Annotated in this window: 23 protein-coding genes; 19 read left to right on the top strand and 4 right to left on the bottom strand. The window is 71.9% G+C overall.

Annotated elements, in window-relative coordinates:
- Positions 1 to 7: 7 nt before the first annotated feature.
- The 3 genes from ABZ707_RS01100 to ABZ707_RS01090 form a co-directional block, all read right to left on the bottom strand.
- Entirely contained in the window at positions 8 to 748 is a 741-nt protein-coding gene (locus tag ABZ707_RS01100; protein ID WP_360165682.1) for an LON peptidase substrate-binding domain-containing protein, read from the bottom strand.
- Positions 749 to 753: 5 nt separating this feature from the next.
- Entirely contained in the window at positions 754 to 1,785 is a 1,032-nt protein-coding gene (locus tag ABZ707_RS01095) for a hypothetical protein (RefSeq protein WP_360165679.1), read from the bottom strand.
- A 103-nt stretch (positions 1,786 to 1,888) separates the two neighbouring features.
- The gene (locus tag ABZ707_RS01090) at positions 1,889 to 3,490 is read right to left on the bottom strand and encodes an oxidoreductase (protein ID WP_360165676.1); all 1,602 of its coding nucleotides are present in this window, start codon (positions 3,488 to 3,490) and stop codon (positions 1,889 to 1,891) included.
- Positions 3,491 to 3,663: 173 nt separating this feature from the next.
- Between ABZ707_RS01090 and hisD the strand changes: the two genes are divergently transcribed.
- From hisD to ABZ707_RS01040, 10 genes are all read left to right on the top strand, one after another.
- Positions 3,664 to 4,986 (top strand): histidinol dehydrogenase, encoded by a 1,323-nt coding sequence (gene hisD / locus ABZ707_RS01085; protein ID WP_360165673.1) that lies wholly within the window; start codon positions 3,664 to 3,666, stop codon positions 4,984 to 4,986.
- Positions 4,983 to 6,134: a histidinol-phosphate transaminase gene (locus ABZ707_RS01080; protein ID WP_360165670.1), complete on the top strand. Its 1,152-nt coding sequence runs from the start codon at positions 4,983 to 4,985 to the stop codon at positions 6,132 to 6,134. Before hisD ends, ABZ707_RS01080 begins: the two co-directional genes overlap by 4 nt.
- Positions 6,131 to 6,724, top strand: coding sequence for an imidazoleglycerol-phosphate dehydratase HisB (hisB, locus tag ABZ707_RS01075; RefSeq protein WP_360165667.1), 594 nt, complete (start codon positions 6,131 to 6,133; stop codon positions 6,722 to 6,724). The genes ABZ707_RS01080 and hisB overlap by 4 nt, the downstream gene beginning before the upstream one ends.
- Complete coding sequence (locus ABZ707_RS01070; RefSeq protein ID WP_360165664.1) at positions 6,721 to 6,888, top strand: hypothetical protein; 168 nt, start codon at positions 6,721 to 6,723, stop codon at positions 6,886 to 6,888. The genes hisB and ABZ707_RS01070 overlap by 4 nt, the downstream gene beginning before the upstream one ends.
- Positions 6,885 to 7,526: an imidazole glycerol phosphate synthase subunit HisH gene (gene hisH, locus ABZ707_RS01065; RefSeq protein ID WP_360165661.1), complete on the top strand. Its 642-nt coding sequence runs from the start codon at positions 6,885 to 6,887 to the stop codon at positions 7,524 to 7,526. The genes ABZ707_RS01070 and hisH overlap by 4 nt, the downstream gene beginning before the upstream one ends.
- Before the next feature lie 9 nt (positions 7,527 to 7,535).
- The gene (gene priA / locus ABZ707_RS01060; protein ID WP_360166916.1) at positions 7,536 to 8,270 is read left to right on the top strand and encodes a bifunctional 1-(5-phosphoribosyl)-5-((5-phosphoribosylamino)methylideneamino)imidazole-4-carboxamide isomerase/phosphoribosylanthranilate isomerase PriA; all 735 of its coding nucleotides are present in this window, start codon (positions 7,536 to 7,538) and stop codon (positions 8,268 to 8,270) included.
- Positions 8,267 to 8,662, top strand: coding sequence for a RidA family protein (locus ABZ707_RS01055; protein ID WP_360165657.1), 396 nt, complete (start codon positions 8,267 to 8,269; stop codon positions 8,660 to 8,662). The genes priA and ABZ707_RS01055 overlap by 4 nt, the downstream gene beginning before the upstream one ends.
- Positions 8,659 to 9,414 carry an imidazole glycerol phosphate synthase subunit HisF gene (gene hisF / locus ABZ707_RS01050; protein ID WP_360165654.1) on the top strand — a complete coding sequence of 252 codons (756 nt, stop codon included), beginning with the start codon at positions 8,659 to 8,661 and terminating at the stop codon, positions 9,412 to 9,414. Before ABZ707_RS01055 ends, hisF begins: the two co-directional genes overlap by 4 nt.
- A gap of 198 nt (positions 9,415 to 9,612) precedes the next feature.
- The gene (locus ABZ707_RS01045) at positions 9,613 to 10,200 is read left to right on the top strand and encodes a helix-turn-helix domain-containing protein (RefSeq protein ID WP_360165652.1); all 588 of its coding nucleotides are present in this window, start codon (positions 9,613 to 9,615) and stop codon (positions 10,198 to 10,200) included.
- 29 nt (positions 10,201 to 10,229) lie between these two features.
- Positions 10,230 to 11,501, top strand: a complete 1,272-nt coding sequence (locus tag ABZ707_RS01040; RefSeq protein ID WP_360165649.1) for an MFS transporter — start codon at positions 10,230 to 10,232, stop codon at positions 11,499 to 11,501.
- 46 nt (positions 11,502 to 11,547) lie between these two features.
- On the opposite strand, the gene ABZ707_RS01035 is transcribed toward ABZ707_RS01040, so the two are convergent.
- Complete coding sequence (locus ABZ707_RS01035; protein ID WP_360165646.1) at positions 11,548 to 12,180, bottom strand: TIGR03085 family metal-binding protein; 633 nt, start codon at positions 12,178 to 12,180, stop codon at positions 11,548 to 11,550.
- Positions 12,181 to 12,264: 84 nt separating this feature from the next.
- On the opposite strand from ABZ707_RS01035, the gene hisI reads away from it, so the two are divergent.
- The 9 genes from hisI to trpA all read left to right on the top strand — a co-directional run bounded on the left by hisI (position 12,265) and on the right by trpA (position 19,615).
- Positions 12,265 to 12,642 (top strand): phosphoribosyl-AMP cyclohydrolase, encoded by a 378-nt coding sequence (hisI, locus tag ABZ707_RS01030; RefSeq protein WP_360165643.1) that lies wholly within the window; start codon positions 12,265 to 12,267, stop codon positions 12,640 to 12,642.
- 54 nt (positions 12,643 to 12,696) lie between these two features.
- Positions 12,697 to 14,199 (top strand): anthranilate synthase component I, encoded by a 1,503-nt coding sequence (locus ABZ707_RS01025; protein WP_360165640.1) that lies wholly within the window; start codon positions 12,697 to 12,699, stop codon positions 14,197 to 14,199.
- Between the two features lie 73 nt (positions 14,200 to 14,272).
- Complete coding sequence (locus ABZ707_RS01020; RefSeq protein ID WP_360165637.1) at positions 14,273 to 14,944, top strand: TIGR02234 family membrane protein; 672 nt, start codon at positions 14,273 to 14,275, stop codon at positions 14,942 to 14,944.
- 164 nt (positions 14,945 to 15,108) lie between these two features.
- On the top strand, positions 15,109 to 15,411 hold the full coding sequence (locus ABZ707_RS01015) for an HGxxPAAW family protein (protein ID WP_360165634.1): 303 nt from the start codon (positions 15,109 to 15,111) through the stop codon (positions 15,409 to 15,411).
- Positions 15,412 to 15,533: 122 nt separating this feature from the next.
- Entirely contained in the window at positions 15,534 to 16,067 is a 534-nt protein-coding gene (locus ABZ707_RS01010; RefSeq protein ID WP_360166913.1) for a DUF2752 domain-containing protein, read from the top strand.
- Positions 16,068 to 16,252: 185 nt separating this feature from the next.
- Positions 16,253 to 17,062, top strand: a complete 810-nt coding sequence (gene trpC, locus ABZ707_RS01005; protein ID WP_360165631.1) for an indole-3-glycerol phosphate synthase TrpC — start codon at positions 16,253 to 16,255, stop codon at positions 17,060 to 17,062.
- Positions 17,063 to 17,069: 7 nt separating this feature from the next.
- Positions 17,070 to 17,297 (top strand): tryptophan synthase subunit(beta), encoded by a 228-nt coding sequence (locus ABZ707_RS01000; protein WP_360165628.1) that lies wholly within the window; start codon positions 17,070 to 17,072, stop codon positions 17,295 to 17,297.
- Between the two features lie 261 nt (positions 17,298 to 17,558).
- Positions 17,559 to 18,806, top strand: a complete 1,248-nt coding sequence (trpB, locus tag ABZ707_RS00995; protein ID WP_360166910.1) for a tryptophan synthase subunit beta — start codon at positions 17,559 to 17,561, stop codon at positions 18,804 to 18,806.
- Positions 18,803 to 19,615 (top strand): tryptophan synthase subunit alpha, encoded by an 813-nt coding sequence (gene trpA / locus ABZ707_RS00990; RefSeq protein ID WP_360165625.1) that lies wholly within the window; start codon positions 18,803 to 18,805, stop codon positions 19,613 to 19,615. The genes trpB and trpA overlap by 4 nt, the downstream gene beginning before the upstream one ends.
- Positions 19,616 to 19,665 lie beyond the last annotated feature (50 nt).

The raw sequence follows: 19,665 nt of genomic DNA, 5'->3' as shown, positions 1-19,665 counted from the left end.
CCTTGCGTCAGTTGGGGCTGGTCGGTGTCTGAGTCAGATCCACGGCGGGCAGCGAGGGGAGATGGCGGATCACCGCGGTCTCGGACCGCAGCAGCTTCAGCTCCGCGCGCAGCCGGGCCGCGACGTCCGGTGCCTCCAGCAGCCGCTGCCGCGTCGCGGTGTCGAGCATGGCCGCGGCGGCGACCAGATACGAGACGACCGCGGGCTCGTCCGGCAGTTCGTCGCTGGTGGAGAGCGAGCGCTCGCGCGCTCCGGCCAGCCTCTTCTGGTAGTTGACGAATGCCCGCATCACGCCCTCGGCGAGCGCGCCGGCGCCCTCGCCCGTCTCCTCGGGCAACTCCTCGGTCTCGGCCGTCAGATACGGGCCGCCCGCGTCGACCGAGAGCAGCCGCACCCGGGTGGTGCCGGTGGCCAGTACCTCGAAGCTGCCGTCCGGGCGCTCGCGGATCGTCGCCGCGTCGGCGACACAGCCGACCGGGTGGAAGGAGTCGAGCGGCGCGGGACCGAAGCCGGCGGCGGGGCCTCGGTGGAGCACGGCGGTCGGGTCCGGCATCCCGGGGGCGGTCATCGCGACCTCGTGCCCGTCACGGATGGCGACCACGGCGAATCGGCGCGGTTCGGACTCATCCGTCTTGAGCAGCTCACGCATCATCGCGCGATAGCGCTCCTCGAAGACGTTCAGCGGCAGGACGAGGCCCGGGAACAGCACCGCGTTCAGCGGGAAGAGAGGCAGGCGTGCTGTGGTCACAGCGGTCAAGCGTAATGGCCGCCGGGACCTCTCCGGTCGGCCCGGCTCCGCAAAGGCATCGCGGAGGCCACCTGGAGCCGCACGCCGTCCCGTGTTTCGAGGAACTGGCCGAGCGGATCGTCGGTGACGGAGGTCCAGGGAAAGGAGGTCGCGTACGGCCCGATCAGCCGGAACTGCTCCAGCGCGGCGGTCCAGCGTCCCCGCCCCACCAGCACGTACGCCAGCAGATTGCGGACCTCGGCCGGCCAGGGGTCGGCCGCCTCGTACCCGGCGGAGACCTCGATCGCGAGATCGGCCGCCGCGTCGATGCGGTCCGCCTGCACCGGCGTGGTGGGATCGCCGTTCAGTATCTGGGTGAACGCCGCCCGGACGGGCAGCGCCCGCACCAGGGAACCGGGCAGGGCGTCGTGCGCCGCCTGTTCGGCGAAGTCGAAGCACTCCCGGTGCGAGCCGTACCACTGCGCCGACAGGTACTGCAGCGCCGCGACATGGCAGCCGTAGTGGTGCGAGGAGCGGCGCACGGCCTGCGCCCACAGCGACTCGAAGGCGGAGTGGGTGGCGTGCGTACCGCGCGCGTGGTCCAGCGCGATGCGCCAGGGCACCGGATCGCGCGGATCGCCGTCGGCCGCCGCGTCGATCAGCGGGCCCGTGTCCCGCAGCCGTTCGGCGCGCGCCGGTGACTCCCAGGCCCTGCGGACGGCCAGTTCGGCCCTGACGAGAAGCGCGTCCGGGTCACGGGGCGAGGCGCGCAGCCACGCGCCCAGCCAGGCGTCACGGCCGTGGGCGAAGGCGGCGAGCCGGGTGACATAGCGGTCGCGGTTCTCCCACTCGGCCGATTCCCGTGTGGTGGCGAGCAGCTTCGCCGCGCACTCGTACTCGCCGAGGGCGGCCGAGACCAGTGCGGGAGCGAGCCGCCCGTCGGGGGCGTCGAGCAGCACCGCGTTGTCCGGCGGCAGCCCGGCGGCGAGCTGCGGGGTGTACCGGACCATACGCGCGGTGCTGATCAGGGCGCGAAGCAATGACATGGTGCGGACCATTGAAAACCGCAGGTCGCGGACGCGCCAGGGGGTGGCTGTGAAGCTTTCGTATCAGGCGGAAAGGTTGTCCTGACCGAAGTCAAGGGACCGTAAAGAAAGCGGATCAGCCGCGACGCAGGAGCCGCGAGGTGCCCGCGGCGACCGTGGTGGCGAGGACCCAGCCGAGCAGGACCAGCGCCGCCGCCGCCCACTGCCAGCCGCCCTCCAGCCGCCAGTAGCCGTCCTGGCCGAGATTGATCACCGGCACCAGCAGATCGAGGGCGTAGAGCGCGGGATTCCAGTCCGGATGCTGATCGGCGTGGAGCGCCGGCGGCGGATGGAGATCGAAAGCGACGGTGCCAGCGCCCCACAGCACCGCCATCCACGCCGCGGCCCGCCCGGGCCGGTAGCCGTAGGCGACCGTCCAGTCCTGGAGGTACCCCCAGAGCTTGGGCGCCAGCGGCATTGTCTCGCGCCTCCTGCGCTGCTTGGCGAGCAGCACCTCGCGGGCGTCCGCGTCCTCGCCGCTGTTCCGCAGCACCTGTGCCAGCCGCTCATAGGGCTCGGGCGCGTACTCGGGGGTCGCCGCGGCCAGCCACTCCAGCCGCCGGGTGAGCGGGAAATGCCCGAACGGCACGAGGTTCTCGTACACCAGACCGCCCATGGCGAGCCCGCCGGGGCCGGGCCAGCTCGTCGACATGTCGACCAGCGTGACGATCTTCGCGCCGTTCAGCACGACCCGGCCCTCCTCGATGTGGTCGCACGTGAACCGCAACTCGGGTGTGACGATTCTGCGCAGCGACAGCTCCTCCGTGGCCGTCATGGTGAACCGTGCCTGTTCCATGTCGACCGCGTCACCGAACCGGCCGTCGTCCAGCCGCACCCCGCCCCGGCATTCGAAGCGCCGCAGCCGGGCGCCGTCGCCCGGCGCGGCGGGACAGGTGAGGCCGTGCGGCGGAGTCGTGCCCGCGGGGCCGTTCTCCTCGGTCACCCACGCGCCCGTCATATGGAGGGTCCGCTCGACCGTCAGCCGCGGCGCGTTGAGCGCCCGCAGCTCGCGCGCCGCGCGCAGTCTGCTGCCGCGCAGGCTCAGCGACACCCCGACCTTCGCGCCGCGCAGGCTGACCTCGCCATAGGTCTCGATCCGGTCGGCCTGGAGATCCTGCGCCACACACAGCCCGTCGGCGGCGATCGCGCGGCCCGTCCGGTCGGGACGCACCCGGATCTGGCTGATCAGCAGATCCGTGCCGATCTGGGCGTCGGTGAGCCGGATGCCGCGCTCCACCCGGCAGCGCGGCAGATGGAGGTCGCCCTCGGTGCGCAGCCGCGCGGCCTCCAGCCGGGGCAGCGCGCAGCCCACCATGCGCAGCGTGGTGAAGTGCGACTCGGGCAGCACCACCTCGTTCTCGAAGAGGCAGTCGGTCAGCTCGACATACGGGTTTATCGTGCCGCCCGCGAGATTGAGCGTCCCGGTGATCCGTACCCCGCTGAGCTTGAGCGCCGCGACCCGGCCCGGCAGCGCCGGCGGGCCGCTGAGCAGCAGCAGGGCGATGACCCGGGCGCGCACACTGCGCTCCGTGCCCCAGGGGGGCGCCGAGAAGGGATCGTCGAGCACCGGGTCCGAGGTGCTCAGGTCGTACGTGCCGCCGTTGCGGAACGCGTGCCACATGCCCAGCTCGGCGGCGCTGAGCCAGTCGGGAGATTCGTCGTTCCGCGGCTCGGTCACGGCCGCCCTCCGCTTCCCCGTTTGCGTACAGATCGTTACAGAAGGGTCTGTACTCCTTTTGTGCCCACTGGGTGACGTGCTGAACGCGAGGAGTGAGGGGCGATGTCCACGGCGAGTATCAGCCAGTGATACACGCGTCCGGCCGCCCGTTCCGGTCTGCGAGAATTGACCCCGTGATCTCACGAATCGATCTGCGCGGCGACGCCCTTCCCGAGGGCGGAAAGCTGCGTGACCTGCTGCCCCGAGCCGAGTTCGACGTGGAAGCCGCACTGGAGAAGGTGCGTCCGATCTGCGAGGACGTCCATCATCGGGGCACGGCGGCGCTGATCGAGTACGCGGAGAGGTTCGACGGGGTGACGCTGGAGCGGGTGCGGGTGCCCGCGGCCGCCCTCACCGACGCGCTGGAGCGGCTCGATCCGGCCGTACGGGCCGCTCTGGAGGAGTCGGTCCTGCGGGCCAGGCTGGTCCACCGCGCGCAGCGGCGCGAACCGCACACCACCCGGGTCGTGCCCGGCGGCACGGTCACCGAGAAATGGGTGCCGGTCGGGCGGGTCGGCCTCTACGCGCCGGGCGGACTCTCCGTCTACCCGTCGTCCGTGATCATGAATGTGGTTCCCGCGCAGGAGGCGGGCGTCGAGTCCATCGCCCTCGCCTCACCGCCGCAGCGGGAATTCGGCGGCCTGCCGCACCCGACGATCCTGGCCGCCTGCGCGCTGCTGGGGATCGACGAGGTGTACGCGGCGGGCGGCGCCCAGGCCGTCGCGATGTTCGCGTACGGGACGGACGAATGCGCTCCGGCCAATATGGTCACCGGCCCCGGCAACATCTGGGTCGCCGCCGCCAAGCGCTACTTCACCGGCCGGATCGGCATCGACACCGAGGCGGGCCCGACCGAGATCGCGGTCCTCGCGGACGCGACCGCCGACCCGGTGCATGTCGCCGCGGATCTGATCAGCCAGGCCGAGCACGACCCGCTCGCCGCGGCCGTCCTCGTCACGGACTCCGCCGACCTGGCCGACGCCGTCGAGAAGGAGCTGGAGCCGCAGGTCGCGGCGGCCAGGCACGCCGAAGAACGGATCCTGCCCGCCCTGTCGGGCAGGCAGTCCGCGATCGTCCTGGTCGACTCCGTCGAGGACGGCCTGCGGGTCGTCGACGCGTACGGAGCCGAACACCTGGAGGTCCAGACCGCCGACGCGGCCGGCGTCGCCGCGCGGGTCCGCAACGCGGGCGCCGTCTTCGTCGGCCCGTACGCCCCGGTGTCCCTCGGCGACTACTGCGCGGGCTCCAACCACGTGCTGCCGACCGGCGGTTGTGCCTGCCACTCGTCCGGTCTCTCCGTCCAGTCCTTCCTGCGTGGCATCCACATCGTGGACTACAGCAGGGACGCGCTCGCCGATGTCGGCCACCATGTGGTGACGCTGGCCGAGGCGGAGGACCTGCCCGCGCACGGCGCGGCGGTCCGGGCCCGGTTCGGATGGCAGGTGCCCGGCAAGTGAGCGACCCCGGAAGCTTCGGCATCGACGACCTGCCGGTACGGGACGAACTGCGCGGCAAGACCCCGTACGGCGCGCCGCAGCTCGACGTCCCCGTGCAGCTCAACACCAACGAGAACCCGTACCCGCTGCCCGAGCCGCTGGTCGAGCGGATCACCGAGCGCGTCCGCGAGGCGGCCCGGGGGCTCAACCGCTATCCGGACCGGGACGCCGTCGAGCTCCGCACCGAGCTGGCCCGCTATCTGACCCGCACCGGCAAGCACCCGCTGACCCACGCGAACGTCTGGGCGGCCAACGGCTCCAACGAGGTCATCCAGCAGCTCCTCCAGACCTTCGGCGGCCCGGGGCGCACGGCCATCGGCTTCGAGCCCTCGTACTCGATGCACGGTCTGATCGCGCGCGGCACCGGCACCGGCTGGCTCTCGGGACCGCGCCACGAGGACTTCACCATCGATGTGGCGGCGGCGCGCAAGGCGATCGACGAGCACCGCCCCGACGTCGTCTTCATCACCTCGCCCAACAACCCCACGGGCACCGCGGTCGACGCGGAGACGGTCCTCGCGCTGTACGAGGCCGCCCAGGCGGCCAGGCCATCCCTGGTCGTCGTCGACGAGGCATATGTCGAATTCAGCCACCGGCCCTCGCTGCTCCCGCTCATCGAGGGCAGGCCGCGGCTGGTCGTCTCCCGCACGATGTCCAAGGCCTTCGGCGCGGCGGGACTGCGCCTCGGCTATCTCGCCGCGCACCCGGCCGTGGTGGACGCTGTCCAGCTCGTACGCCTGCCGTACCACCTCTCCGCCGTCACCCAGGCCACCGCGCTGGCCGCGCTGGAGCACACCGATACGCTGCTGGGATACGTCGAACAGCTCAAGACCGAGCGGGACCGCCTGGTGCGCGAGTTGCGGGCGATCGGTTTCGAGGTCACCGAGTCGGACGCGAACTTCGTGCAGTTCGGCCGCTTCGAGGACGCCCACGCGGCCTGGCGGCGGATCCTCGACAGAGGCGTCCTGATCCGGGACAACGGCGTACCGGGATGGCTGCGGGTCACCGCGGGCACCCCGGCCGAGAACGACGCGTTCCTCGACGCGGTACGAGACATGCCGAGTTATGTGGGAGACACGCCCACACCCCCGAAGGAGCAGAGCGCATGAGCCGCATCGGCCGCGTGGAGCGCAGTACCAAGGAGACCTCCGTCGTCGTCGAGATCGATCTCGACGGCAGCGGCAGGGTCGATGTGTCGACCGGGGTCGGTTTCTTCGACCACATGCTCGACCAGCTCGGCCGGCACGGCCTCTTCGACCTCACGGTGAAGACCGAGGGCGATCTGCACATCGACTCGCACCACACCATCGAGGACACGGCCCTCGCCCTCGGCGCCGCGTTCAAGCAGGCCCTCGGGGACAAGGTCGGTATCTACCGCTTCGGCAACTGCACCGTCCCGCTGGACGAATCGCTCGCCGAGGTCACCGTCGATCTGTCGGGCCGCCCGTACCTGGTGCACACCGAGCCGGAGAACATGGCGCCGATGATCGGCGCCTACGACACCACGATGACCCGGCACATCCTGGAGTCCTTCGTGGCCCAGGCCCGGATCGCGCTGCATGTCCATGTGCCGTACGGCCGCAACGCGCACCACATCGTGGAGTGCCAGTTCAAGGCGCTCGCCCGTGCCCTGCGGTACGCCTCCGAGCGCGACCCGCGCGCGGTGGGAATCCTTCCGTCTACCAAGGGCGCCCTGTGACCGGTCTGTCCACCATTCTGATTGTCGTGGGACTCTTTCTGGCCGGAGGTGTCTACTCCTTCTCCAAACAGAAGCTGCCCAAGGGCGTGATCGGGCTGCTGGCCCTCTGCTCGCTGCTCTGTCTGGTCGCGGGAGTCCTGCGTATCCAAGGGATCTGGGAATGAGCAAGCGCGCCAGTGTGGTCGTGTTCGACTACGGATTCGGCAATGTCCGGTCCGCGGAACGCGCCCTGGCCCGGGCCGGGGCCGATGTCGAAATCACCCGTGACTTCGACCGGGCCATGAACGCCGACGGACTGCTCGTCCCCGGTGTCGGCGCCTTCTCCGCCTGTATGCGGGGGCTCAGGGAAGCACGCGGCGAGTGGATCGTCGGCCGCAGGCTGGCCGGCGGCCGTCCCGTCATGGGCATCTGCGTCGGGATGCAGATCCTCTTCGAGCGCGGCATCGAGCACGGTGTGGAGACCGAGGGCCTCGACGAGTGGCCCGGCACGGTCGGTCCGCTCCGGGCCCCGATCGTCCCGCACATGGGCTGGAACACGGTCGAGGCGGCGGAGGACAGCGAGTTGTTCGCCGGGCTCGACGCCGACGCCCGCTTCTACTTCGTGCACTCGTACGCGGCGCACGACTGGAGCCTGGAGGTCACCAACCCCAGGATCCGCGGCCCCAAGGTCGCCTGGTCCACGCACGGCGAGCCGTTCGTGGCCGCCGTGGAGAACGGCGCGCTGTGGGCCACCCAGTTCCACCCCGAGAAGTCCGGCGACGCCGGCGCCCGGCTGCTGACCAACTGGATCGGAACCCTCTGAATGTCATCTGTGCCGAAGCTCGAACTCCTCCCCGCCGTCGACGTCCGCGACGGCCAGGCCGTGCGGCTCGTGCACGGCGAGTCCGGTACGGAGACGTCGTACGGCTCTCCGCTGGAAGCGGCCCTCGCCTGGCAGCGCGCCGGCGCCGAGTGGCTGCACCTTGTCGACCTCGACGCGGCCTTCGGCACCGGTGACAACCGCGCGCTGATCGCCGAGGTCACCGCGTCCTTCGCGGACAAGGACCTCAAGGTCGAACTGTCCGGCGGCATCCGTGACGACGCCTCGCTCGCCGCCGCCCTCGCCACCGGCTGCACCCGGGTCAACCTCGGTACGGCCGCGCTGGAGACCCCGGAGTGGGTCGCCAAGGTCATCGCCGAGCACGGCGACCGGATCGCGGTCGGCCTCGACGTACGCGGGACCACCCTGCGCGGCCGTGGCTGGACCCGTGACGGCGGCGATCTCTACGAGACCCTGGCCCGCCTCGACTCCGAGGGCTGCGCGCGCTATGTCGTCACCGACATCGCCAAGGACGGCACCCTCCAGGGCCCCAACCTGGAACTGCTGAAGAGCGTCTGCGCCGCGACCGACAAGCCGGTCGTCGCCTCGGGCGGGGTCTCCTCGCTGGACGACCTGCGTGCCCTCGCCACCCTGGTGCCCGCCGGGGTCGAGGGCGCGATCGTCGGCAAGGCGCTGTACGCCAAGGCGTTCACCCTGGAAGAGGCGCTCGCGGCGGTGTCCGGATGAGCGACGTGCGGAAGATCGCGTCGGGCGGCCCCTGGGAGGAGACCTTCGGTTACTCCCGGGCCGTGGAACTCCCCAACGGCCTTGTCCTGGTGTCCGGCTGCACCTCGGTGGTCGGCGGCAGGATCGCGGAGGGCGGACCGTACGAACAGACGAAGACCGCCTTCGGTGTCGCCGTCAAGGCGCTGGAGGAACTGGGCCTCGGCGTGGCGGACGTGGTGCGTACCCGGATGTACATCACCCACGCCCGGGACGCGGACGACATCGGCCGCGCCCACAAGGAACTCTTCGACGCCGTACGGCCCGCCGCTTCGATGGTCATCGTCGCCGGCCTCATCGATCCGAGCCTGGTCGTCGAGGTCGAGGTCGAAGCCTTCAGGGGAGCGCCCGCATGACGCTCGCGGTCCGAGTCATTCCCTGCCTGGACGTGGACAACGGCCGGGTGGTCAAGGGCGTCAACTTCCGGAATCTGCGCGACGCGGGCGACCCGGTCGAGATGGCCAAGCTCTATGACGCCGAGGGCGCCGACGAGTTGACGTTCCTCGACATCACCGCCTCGTCAGGCGACCGCGAGACGACGTACGACGTGGTGCGCCGCACCGCCGAACAGGTCTTCATCCCGCTCACCGTCGGCGGCGGCGTCCGTGCGCCCGAGGATGTCGACAAGTTGCTCAGGGCGGGCGCCGACAAGGTCGGGGTCAACACGGCGGCCATCGCCAGGCCCGAACTGCTCCGGGAGATCGCCGAACGGTTCGGGCGCCAGGTGCTGGTGCTCTCGGTCGACGCGCGCAGGACCGCGGCGGGCTCCTTCGAGGTCACGACGCACGGCGGGCGCCGGGGCACCGGCATCGACGCGGTCGAGTGGGCGCACCGGGCGGCGGAGCTGGGCGCGGGAGAGATCCTGCTCAACTCGATGGACGCGGACGGCACGAAGGACGGCTACGACACCGAGATGATCGCGGCCGTGCGCAAGCATGTCAGCGTGCCCGTCATCGCCTCCGGCGGAGCGGGGCGGCTCGCGGACTTCCCGCCGGCGATCGACGCGGGCGCCGACGCCGTACTGGCCGCGTCCGTCTTCCACTTCGGCGATCTGCGGATCTCGCAGGTCAAGGACGCGCTGCGCGGAGCGGGGCACCCCGTCCGCTGACACCCGTCCGCTGACACCCCGTCCGCTGACACCCGGACACCCGGACACCCAGTCGCCGGGCGCGAGGACCGCGCCCGGCGCCGCTCCGGCGTCCGGTTTTTTTCCGTGCGTACCCCTCCGGCTTCCCGTCCCAGATCGTGCAACTTTTATTGCGCAATTTATATTGCGCAACTTTTCTTTTCTGTCTAGCCTCGGGACATGCCGGAGACCAATCCCCGCAGGATCACCGATCTCGACACCCTCAAGGCGTTCGGGCATCCGCTGCGCATGAAGCTCTACCGGGCGCTGTACATCGCGCGTACGGCCACCGCCTCGCAACTCGCCGACCAGGTGGACGAGGCTGTGTCGCTGGTCAGTTACCACCTGCGCAAACTCGCCGACCACGGGCTGATCGAACAGGCCGAGCCGCAGGGCAGGGACGGGCGGGAGCGGTGGTGGCAGCTCGCCTCGCAGGGGCTGAGCTTCCATGACGAGGACTTCAGCGACGCGCCCGAGAAGGCCGCCACCCATGCCGCAGTCGGCCGGATGTCCTTCGAACAGCGCTCCGATCTCTACTGCCGCTATCTCGACACCCAGAGCGCCTGGGACGCCGACTGGCGCCGCGCCGCCTTCAGCAGCGAATACCTGGCACCGCTGACAGCGGCCGAACTCGCCGCGCTCGCCGGTGAGATGCACCAGCTCGTCAAGAAGTACGAGGCCGCGGGCCGGGCCGCCGAGGACGCCGGTGACACCGGGGGACGCGAGCACGTCGCGCTGCACCTGTACGGATTCCCGTTCCGCACCTGAACCGGCGAGCCCGGAAGGATCACCCGCCCATGAGCGAGACCGCCCTGCCCGTCTCCGCACTCGCGTCCGTACCTGTCGCACCGGCTCCCGAGCGGCCCGCCCACCGTGACGGCAATGTCCTGCGCTGGCTCGGCGCCTACACCGCCTCGATGGTCGGTGACAGCGTCTACTACCTGGCGCTGTCCTGGGCCGCGACCCGCACCGGCAGTCCCGCCCAGGCGGGCCTGGTGCTCGCCGTCGGAGCCGTACCGCGCGCCGTGCTGATGCTCGGCGGCGGAGTGCTCGCCGACCGGTTCGGACCGCGCCGGGTGGTCATCGGCAGTGACGCGGCGCGCTGCGTCTTCATCCTGGGCATGGCCGCCGCGCTGCTGTTCACCACGCCCACCCTCTGGCTGCTGGCCGCCGTCGCGCTGGTCTTCGGCGCCGTGGACGCGCTCTTCCTGCCGGCCGTCGGCGCTCTGCCGCCCCGTATCACCACGCCCGGCCAACTCGCACGGGTCCAGGGACTGCGCGGACTCGCGGCCCGCGCCGCCCATGTGACCGGGGCGCCGCTCGGCGGACTCGCGGTGGCCCTCGGCGGCTCGGTGACCGCGTTCGCCGTCGCCGGGGCACTGTTCGCGGTGTCGATCCCGCTGCTGCTCGCGCTACGGATCGCTCCGGGGCCCGCCAGGGAGGCGGCCGGTCAGGCCGGCACCGCCTGGAGCGAACTGGTCGACGGCCTGCGCTACATCCGCCGCCACCGGGTGCTGGCTCCGCTGCTGCTGGTCGTCGCCGTCGGCGAACTGGGCTTCCTGGGCCCGCTCAACATCGGTCTCACCCTGCTCGTCCAGGAGCGCGGCTGGGGCGCCGACGGCATGGGCTGGATCGTCGCGGCCTTCGGCGCCGGCGCCGGCGCGAGCTCCCTGGCCCTGGCGGTGAAGGGACGAGTGCCACGCGCGGGACTCGTCCAGGCCCTCGTGCTCAGCGCCGGATCGGTCGCCGTCGCCGCACTGGCCTTCGCGCCCTCCATCGGCGCGGCCGTCGCCGTGGGCGTCCTCATCGGACTGCTGGCCGGCCTGAGCGGCGCGCTGAACGGAGCCCTGCTCCAGACCGCCTCCGACCCCGCCTACCTGGGACGGGTCACCTCGGTGGCGACCCTCTTCATGCTCGGGATCGCGCCGCTCTGCTACCCGCTCACCGGCGCGGCGGTCAGCCTGTGGGGCACCGGGCCGGTTTTTGTCGTCAGCGCGGCCGTCTGCGGCACGGGCGGCCTGCTCGGCTTCGTGTTCCGGGCAGTCCGCCGTGCCGAGCTCCCCGGCTGACGGCCACGTACCGCACCGCACCCCGCCGGCCGTCCGGCGCGGCGGCTCAGATGCCCAGCTTCGCTTCCTGAAGCCGCGCGACCGCGTCCTTGTCGCCGTCCAGCCGCACATCCGCCGCGCCCTGTCGGCCGAAGGCGAAGAGCACCAGCTCACCCGGCTCACCGGTGACGGTCACCACCGGGGTACCGCGATGGGCGACGGCCGTCTGGCCGTCCGGGCGGCGCAGCACCAGACCGACCGGCGACTTCCGGCCCGTCAGCCTGGCGGTCTTCTCCAGCCGCGACCACAGCGTGTTCGCGAACACGCTGTCCAGCTCCCGGGGCGACCAGTCGGGCTGCGCCCGCCGGACATCCTCCGCGTGGACATAGAACTCGACGGTGTTCGCCGCCTCGTCGACCTGCTTGATGCCGTACGGGGACATCCGGGGCGGTCCGGTACGGATGAGCTGGATCAGCTCCTCGTACGGCTTCGAGAGATACTCGCCCTGCACCCGGTCCAGCCGGTTTCTGAGCAGCGGGACCACCGTCCCGCCGGCCGCGTCCGGGCGGCGCTCGCGCACCACCACATGGGCCGCCAGATCCCGGGCCAGCCAGCCGTCGCACAGCGTCGGGGCATCGGGGCCCGCCGCCTCCAACAGGTCGGCGAGCAGGAGTCGTTCACGCTTGGCATGGGTCGACATGTCCGTCACCCTACGGTGGCCGCGCCGAGTCCGGCCAGTGGACGTCCGGCCCGGTGACCCGAGCGGGCGCGGCACAATGGCCGTATGACCAGTACGACCGCGGCCCAGGGCCCGACCGCCGGACTCGACCCCGCCATCGCCGATCGCCTCAAGCGCAGCGCCGACGGACTGATTCCGGCGATCGCACAGCAGTACGACACCGGCGAGGTGCTCATGCTCGGCTGGATGGACGACGAGGCGCTGCACCGCACGCTGACCACGGGCCGCTGCACCTACTGGTCGCGCAGCCGTCAGGAGTACTGGGTCAAGGGCGACACCTCCGGCCATGTCCAGCACGTCAAGTCCGTCGCCCTGGACTGCGACGCCGACACCGTCCTGGTCCGGGTCGACCAGGAGGGCGCGGCCTGCCACACCGGAGCGCGTACCTGCTTCGCGGCGGACATCCTTCCGCTCGGCCGGTGACCCGCCGGGTGCGCGGGCTTCCGAGCGACTCCCCAACGAGTAGGGTCAGCGGCCATGGATCTTGAGACCTTCCGCAAGCTGGCGGTGGACCGCCGTGTCATCCCCGTCAGCCGGCGGCTGCTCGCGGACGGCGACACCCCGGTCGGCCTGTACCGGAAGCTGGCCGCGGAGCGCCCCGGCACCTTCCTGCTGGAGTCCGCGGAGAACGGCCGCTCCTGGTCCCGCTACTCCTTCATCGGCGTGCGGTCCTCCGCCACGCTCACCGAGCGCGACGGCCGCACCCACTGGCTCGGCACCCCGCCCGTCGGTGTTCCCGTCGACGGCGATCCGCTCGCCGCGCTGCGCGCCACCGTGGAGACGCTGCACACCCCGCGCGACCTCTCCGCCGGAATGCCGCCCTTCACCGGCGGCATGGTCGGCTACCTCGGCTACGACATCGTCCGGCGCCTGGAGAAGATCGGCGACCACGCCCGCGACGACCTGCGCATCCCCGAACTGACCATGCTGCTCACCTCGGACCTGGCCGTCCTCGACCACTGGGACGGCACGGTCCTGCTGATCGCCAACGCGATCAACCACAACGACCTGGACACCGGTGTGGACGAGGCGTACGCCGACGCCGTCGCCCGCCTCGACGCCATGGCCGCCGACCTCGCCCAGCCCGCCCACTCGTCGCCCACCGCGCTGCCCGCCTCAGAACTGCCCCCGTACACGGCGCTCTGGGGCGGCGCCGCCTACCAGGCCGCCGTCGACGACATCAAGGAGCGGATCCGGGCGGGCGAGGCCTTCCAGGTCGTGCCCTCCCAGCGCTTCGAGACCCCGTGCACCGCGAGCGCGCTGGATGTGTACCGGGTGCTCCGGGCCACCAACCCGAGCCCGTACATGTATCTGTTCCGCCTCCCCAGCGAGGACGGCGGGGCCTTCGACGTCGTCGGCTCCAGCCCCGAGGCACTGGTCAAGGTCGAGAACGGGCACGCGATGGTCCACCCGATCGCGGGTACCAGGCCGCGCGGAGCCACCCCGCAGGAGGACCAGGCGCTCGCCGACGAACTGCTCGCCGACCCCAAGGAACGCGCCGAACACCTGATGCTCGTCGACCTCGGCCGCAATGACCTGGGCCGGGTCTGCGAGCCGGGCAGCGTCGAGGTCGTCGACTTCATGTCCGTCGAGCGCTACTCGCATGTGATGCACATCGTCTCGACCGTCACCGGACGGGTCGCCGAGGGACGCGGCGCCTTCGACGTACTGACCGCCTGCTTCCCCGCGGGCACCCTCTCCGGGGCGCCCAAACCGCGCGCCATGCAGATCATCGACGAACTGGAGCCCACCCGGCGCGGGCTCTACGGCGGCTGCGTCGGCTATCTCGACTTCGCCGGGGACTCCGACACCGCCATCGCCATCCGTACCGCCCTGCTCCGGAACGGCACGGCGTATGTGCAGGCGGGAGCGGGTGTCGTGGCCGACTCCGACCCGGTCTCCGAGGACACCGAGTGCCGCAACAAGGCAGCCGCGGTGCTGCGCGCCGTCCACACCGCGAACCGGCTGAACGAGGTCTGACCCGGCGTCCGCCCGGCTCCCGGGGCCCGGGAAAGAACCCCGGGCCCCGGGAGGCGCGGGCCGGTAAGGGATAGTGGGGGGCGTGAGTGCCGTACCCGTACCCCAGCCCCGCGCCGCCGTCCCGGCCGACAACCCCGCGAGCGGTCGCCGCAGTCTCGCGATCGCGCTGCTCCTCGGTGCCGTCGGCGCAGCCGTGGTGCTGATCGCCTCCGGCCAGATCTGGGCCAAGGGCACGGCTGCCGTCGGAGGCGGCTCCGTGCCGCTCGACGCCAACGGCCGTGACATCACCGGCGTCCCCGCCGCCCTCGCCGTCGTCGGCCTCGCGGCCCTGGTCGCCGTCTTCGCCGTACGCAGGGCGGGACGGCTGCTCGTCTCCGCGCTGCTCGCGCTGAGCGGCGCGGGCGCGGCAGCCGCCGCGTACACCGGAGCGTCGGACAGCACGGCCCTGGACGAGAAGGCCGCGCGGACGACCGGCGACGCGGCCGCCACCGTCGAGGCCCTGACACACACCGCGTGGCCTTATGTGACCGCCGTCGGCAGTGTGCTGATCCTGGCCGCCGGACTGCTGGCCGTCGGCTACGGCCGGCGCTGGCCCGCCATGTCCCGCCGTTACGAACGGCCCGGCGCTGGCGTCGCCGCCGGGCCCTCCCGCGCCGCCCGCCGGGCGCCCGTCGTGGACCCCGACCGTCCCGAGGACCTGTGGAAGGCCCTGGACCGCGGCGAGGACCCGACGCGCGGGAGCTGAGCGGGTGACCGGCCCCGCGGCACCGCCCGTACGGCATGGGCCGTATGGGGTGTGCCACATGTGGCGGTTCCGGCCGACCCCCGGCGCTGTACGGGGGGCGGATGCGGGACAATGTTGGGTGAGTGTCCGACTCACATAGCGCAACAGCAACTGAGGAGCAACTCATGGCGGGCAGCAGCCACGGACATACCCCGGCCGCCTGGACCGGTGTCACCATCTCCTTCTTCGGCTTCTGCATCGCGGGAGTCTTCATGGTGGCGGCGAACCAGGCAGGGTTCTGGGCCGGCATCGGGGTCGTCCTGCTCGGCGGCGTCGTCGGTCTCGCGATGAAGGCCGCAGGCCTCGGCATGCCCAAGGAGTCCGCGGCGATGGTGCAGGCCAGGGCCGAGGCCGCCAGCGCGCAGGTCCAGGCGGGTTCCGAGCCGCAGACCCAGGGCCAGGGCCAGGCGCAGGCACAGACCGTCTGACCGGCGCGGCTCCACAGCGCGGCGCGGTCCGGCGGGAACCGCCGGCGGCGGCCTTCGGGGGTCGCGGTCCTGAGCGGGCTGCGACTTCCGGCACGGGCGGTGACAATCACCGGATGAACCCCATGCCCATCCCCGCCGCGCCGGAGCCGGACGGTCCCGGTCGGGCCGCGCCGGGCCCGCCGTACTCCGGTACCGGGCCCGCACCGGGCGCCCCGGACTCCTGGCCCGCGGAGCCGTTCGCACCGGCCAGGCCGCCCGCCCCGCTCGTCCGCCGGCTTCTGGCGCCGCTCGTCACGCTCGCGGTGGCCGGCGCCGCGTTCACCTATGTCGGACTGGTCGACCCGAATGAGGCCGGCCACTACCCGGTCTGCCCGCTCTACGGCCTCACCGGCGTCTACTGTCCCGGCTGCGGCGGGCTGCGCAGCGCCCATGCCGTCGCGCACGGCGACCTGACCGGGGCCCTGGGCGACAACGCGGTGGCCGTCCTCGGCTACGCGGTCTTCGCCGTCTTCTGGGTGGCCTGGGTGGTCCGGATCCGGAAGCAGCTCCCACTGCGGATCTCCCTGGCGCCCGTGTGGTGGTGGACGCTGGGCGGACTGCTCCTTGCCTTCAGCGTGGTCAGAAACCTGCCCTTCGGCTCGTCGCTCGCACCGTGAAGACCCAGGTGGTGGCATGCTCGGCCAACCGGATGCGGGTCCTTCGGCCTCTTCCGGCTAGCATCGATATGGCTGATCCTGATCCAATGACCGACTTGATCACCACACGTACGTGATTCGTTCCCTGGTCCACGCAGGACCCGGTTCCGAACCACCCTCACTGTCCCGGAAGGGGGCCCGCTCGCGTGAGTGTGCTCGACGAGATCATCGAAGGCGTCCGCGCCGACCTCGCAGAGCGGCAGGCGCGCGTCGGCCTTGACGAGCTCAAGGAGCGCGCGGCCAAGGCGCCCCAGGCCAAGGACGGCGTCGCCGCGCTCCGCGGCGAGGGCGTCCGGGTGATCTGCGAGGTCAAGCGGTCCAGCCCGTCCAAGGGCGCGCTCGCCGCGATCGCCGACCCGGCGGGACTCGCCGCCGACTACGAGGCGGGCGGCGCCGCCGTCATCTCCGTACTGACCGAGCAGCGCCGCTTCGGCGGTTCGCTCGCCGACCTGGAGGCCGTACGGGCCAAGGTCGACATCCCGGTCCTGCGCAAGGACTTCATCGTCACCTCCTACCAGCTCTGGGAGGCGCGGGCCTACGGCGCCGACCTCGTGCTGCTGATCGTCGCGGCCCTCGACCAGCCGGCCCTGATCTCGCTGATCGAGCGGGCCGAGTCGATCGGGCTCACCCCGCTCGTCGAGGTGCACGACGAGGACGAGGTGGAGCGGGCCGTGGACGCGGGCGCGAGGATCATCGGGGTCAACGCCCGTGATCTGAGGACGCTCAAGGTCGACCGCGGCACGTTCGAGCGGGTCGCCCCCGAGATCCCGGCCGGCATCGTGAAGATCGCCGAGTCGGGTGTGCGGGGACCGCACGACCTGATCGCCTATGCCAACGCGGGGGCCGACGCGGTGCTGGTCGGCGAGTCGCTGGTCACCGGCCGCGACCCGAAGGGCGCGGTGGCCGATCTGGTCGCCGCGGGAGCGCACCCCGCGCTGCGGCACGGGAGGGACTGACCGCACCGTGAGCGCCGCCGTCGCAGTCCGTACGCCCGGTACCCGGCAGGGCCCCTGCCCGGCCGGGGCCCCGGCGCGCGTACCGCACGCGCCGCTGGCGCGCGGCTGCCGCCCGCGCGGCTGCCGGGCACCGGCCCGGCGCGTGCACGGACGGCGGGTCCGCTATGTGATCGGCGACGAGCCCGGTCAGGTCAACGGGATGCGATGGCGCGGTCGGGGCGTGTCCGAGAAGTAGCGACGTCCGCCCGCGCGGCGTACCGGTGGCGCCCCTGCCACCGGTCCCGCGAGTCGTGACGCCGAACCGCCGTTCACCCGCGTATATCGAGGTGACCGGGTACCCGGGTCATCCCGGGCACCGGCCGCCGCGGTCCGCGGGCTCGTGCCCTCGCCGGGCCCGGGGCTGTGCCGCCTCAGCGCGCATACGGTGAATCCCGCCCGTACCTCCCGAGGAGTTTCTTCCGTGTTCTCCGAGTCCTCCGTGACCTCAGAGTCCTCCCTGCCGCCGGACCAGTCCGGCTTTTTCGTCCCCGACCCCGAGGGCCTGACGCCCGGCGCCGACGGGTACTTCGGTGCCTTCGGCGGCAAGTTCATCCCGGAGGCGCTGGTCGCCGCCGTCGACGAGGTCGCCGTCGAGTACGAGAAGGCCAAGTCCGATCCGGCCTTCGCCGCCGAGCTGAACGAGCTCATGGTCAACTACACTGGCCGGCCCAGCGCGCTCACCGAAGTCCCGCGGTTCGCGGCGCACGCCGGGGGCGCCCGGGTGTTCCTCAAGCGCGAGGACCTCAACCACACCGGTTCACACAAGATCAACAATGTGCTGGGCCAGGCGCTGCTGACCAGGCGCATGGGCAAGACCCGGGTCATCGCCGAGACCGGCGCCGGCCAGCACGGTGTCGCGACCGCGACGGCCTGTGCCCTGTTCGGGCTCGAATGCACCATCTACATGGGCGAGATCGACACCCGCCGCCAGGCGCTCAACGTGGCCAGGATGCGGATGCTCGGCGCCGATGTCGTGCCGGTCATGTCCGGCAGCCGGACGCTGAAGGACGCCATCAACGAGGCGTTCCGGGACTGGGTCGCCAATGTGGACCGCACCCACTATCTGTTCGGCACGGTCGCCGGGCCGCACCCCTTCCCCGCGATGGTGCGTGACTTCCACCGGGTCATCGGTGTCGAGGCGCGCCGGCAGATCCTGGAGCGGGCCGGGCGGCTCCCGGACGCGGCCGTGGCGTGTGTGGGAGGCGGGTCCAACGCGATCGGCCTCTTCCACGCCTTCATCCCCGACGAGAGCGTGCGGCTGGTGGGCTGCGAGCCCGCGGGACACGGGATCGAGACCGGCGAGCACGCCGCCACACTGACCGCGGGTGAGCCGGGCATCCTGCACGGATCGCGGTCGTACGTCCTCCAGAACGAGGAGGGCCAGATCACCGAGCCGTACTCGATCTCGGCCGGACTGGACTATCCGGGCATCGGCCCCGAGCACGCGTATCTCAAGGACAGCGGACGCGGCGAGTACCGGGCGGTGACCGACGCCGCCGCGATGGAGGCACTGCGCCTGCTCTCCCGTACCGAGGGGATCATCCCGGCCATCGAGAGCGCGCACGCGCTGGCCGGCGCGCTGGAGCTGGGACAGGAGCTGGGCGAGGACGGCCTGATCGTCGTCAACCTCTCCGGACGTGGCGACAAGGACATGGACACGGCCGCCCGGTACTTCGGGCTGTACGACGGCGAGGACACCAAGTGAGCGGGAACATTCAGCTACTGGCCGACACGCTCGCGCACGCCCGCGAGGAGAACAGGGCCGCCCTGATCGCCTATCTGCCGGCCGGCTTCCCGACCGTCGACGGCGGGATCGCCGCGGTGAAGGCCGCCTTCGAGGGCGGCGCGGACGTGGTGGAGGTGGGCCTGCCGCACAGCGACCCGGTGCTGGACGGGCCGGTCATCCAGACCGCCGACGACATCGCGCTGCGCGGCGGTGTGAAGATCGCCGACGTGATGCGCACGGTCCGCGAGGCATACGAGGCGACCGGCAGGCCGGTGCTGGTGATGACGTACTGGAATCCGGTCGACCGGTACGGCGTCGAGCGGTTCACCGCCGAGCTGGCCGAGGCGGGCGGCGCCGGGTGCATCCTGCCCGACCTGCCCGTCGAGGAGTCCGTGCTGTGGCGCGAGCACGCCGAGAAGCACGGTCTGGCCACGGTCTTCGTGGTGGCGCCGAGCAGCCGGGACGAGCGGCTGGCGAAGATCACGGCCGTGGGCACCGGCTTTGTCTACGCGGCCTCCCTGATGGGCGTCACCGGTACGCGCGCGTCGGTGGGTGTGCAGGCCCAGGACCTGGTACGGCGCACCCGCGCCACTACCGGGCTGCCGGTGTGTGTCGGCCTCGGCGTGTCCAATGCCGCGCAGGCGGCGGAGGTCGCGGGCTTCGCCGACGGTGTGATCGTCGGCTCGGCCTTTGTGCAGCGCCTGCTGGACGCGCCCGACGCGGCGTCGGGTCTGGTGGCGGTGCGCGAGCTGGCGGGCGAGCTGGCCCAGGGCGTACGTAAGCGCTGAGCCCCGGCATAGCCCGTACGGGTGGATTTGCGGCCGGGGAGGTGCGGAGA

The sequence above is a fragment of the Streptomyces sp. NPDC006923 genome, from assembly GCF_040635655.1.
Classification (GTDB): domain Bacteria; phylum Actinomycetota; class Actinomycetes; order Streptomycetales; family Streptomycetaceae; genus Streptomyces.
This window is presented reverse-complemented; position numbering and strand designations above follow the sequence as displayed.

What these genes read in the sequence shown, in the direction of transcription:
- ABZ707_RS01095 (WP_360165679.1), bottom strand. Translation starts at nt 1,785, where the DNA reads ATGGTCCGCACCATGTCATTGCTTCGCGCCCTGATCAGCACCGCGCGT.
- hisB (WP_360165667.1), top strand. Translation starts at nt 6,131, where the DNA reads ATGAGCCGCATCGGCCGCGTGGAGCGCAGTACCAAGGAGACCTCCGTC.
- hisH (WP_360165661.1), top strand. Translation starts at nt 6,885, where the DNA reads ATGAGCAAGCGCGCCAGTGTGGTCGTGTTCGACTACGGATTCGGCAAT.
- ABZ707_RS01055 (WP_360165657.1), top strand. Translation starts at nt 8,267, where the DNA reads ATGAGCGACGTGCGGAAGATCGCGTCGGGCGGCCCCTGGGAGGAGACC.
- hisF (WP_360165654.1), top strand. Translation starts at nt 8,659, where the DNA reads ATGACGCTCGCGGTCCGAGTCATTCCCTGCCTGGACGTGGACAACGGC.
- ABZ707_RS01045 (WP_360165652.1), top strand. Translation starts at nt 9,613, where the DNA reads ATGCCGGAGACCAATCCCCGCAGGATCACCGATCTCGACACCCTCAAG.
- ABZ707_RS01040 (WP_360165649.1), top strand. Translation starts at nt 10,230, where the DNA reads ATGAGCGAGACCGCCCTGCCCGTCTCCGCACTCGCGTCCGTACCTGTC.
- ABZ707_RS01035 (WP_360165646.1), bottom strand. Translation starts at nt 12,180, where the DNA reads ATGTCGACCCATGCCAAGCGTGAACGACTCCTGCTCGCCGACCTGTTG.
- hisI (WP_360165643.1), top strand. Translation starts at nt 12,265, where the DNA reads ATGACCAGTACGACCGCGGCCCAGGGCCCGACCGCCGGACTCGACCCC.
- ABZ707_RS01025 (WP_360165640.1), top strand. Translation starts at nt 12,697, where the DNA reads ATGGATCTTGAGACCTTCCGCAAGCTGGCGGTGGACCGCCGTGTCATC.
- ABZ707_RS01015 (WP_360165634.1), top strand. Translation starts at nt 15,109, where the DNA reads ATGGCGGGCAGCAGCCACGGACATACCCCGGCCGCCTGGACCGGTGTC.
- ABZ707_RS01010 (WP_360166913.1), top strand. Translation starts at nt 15,534, where the DNA reads ATGCCCATCCCCGCCGCGCCGGAGCCGGACGGTCCCGGTCGGGCCGCG.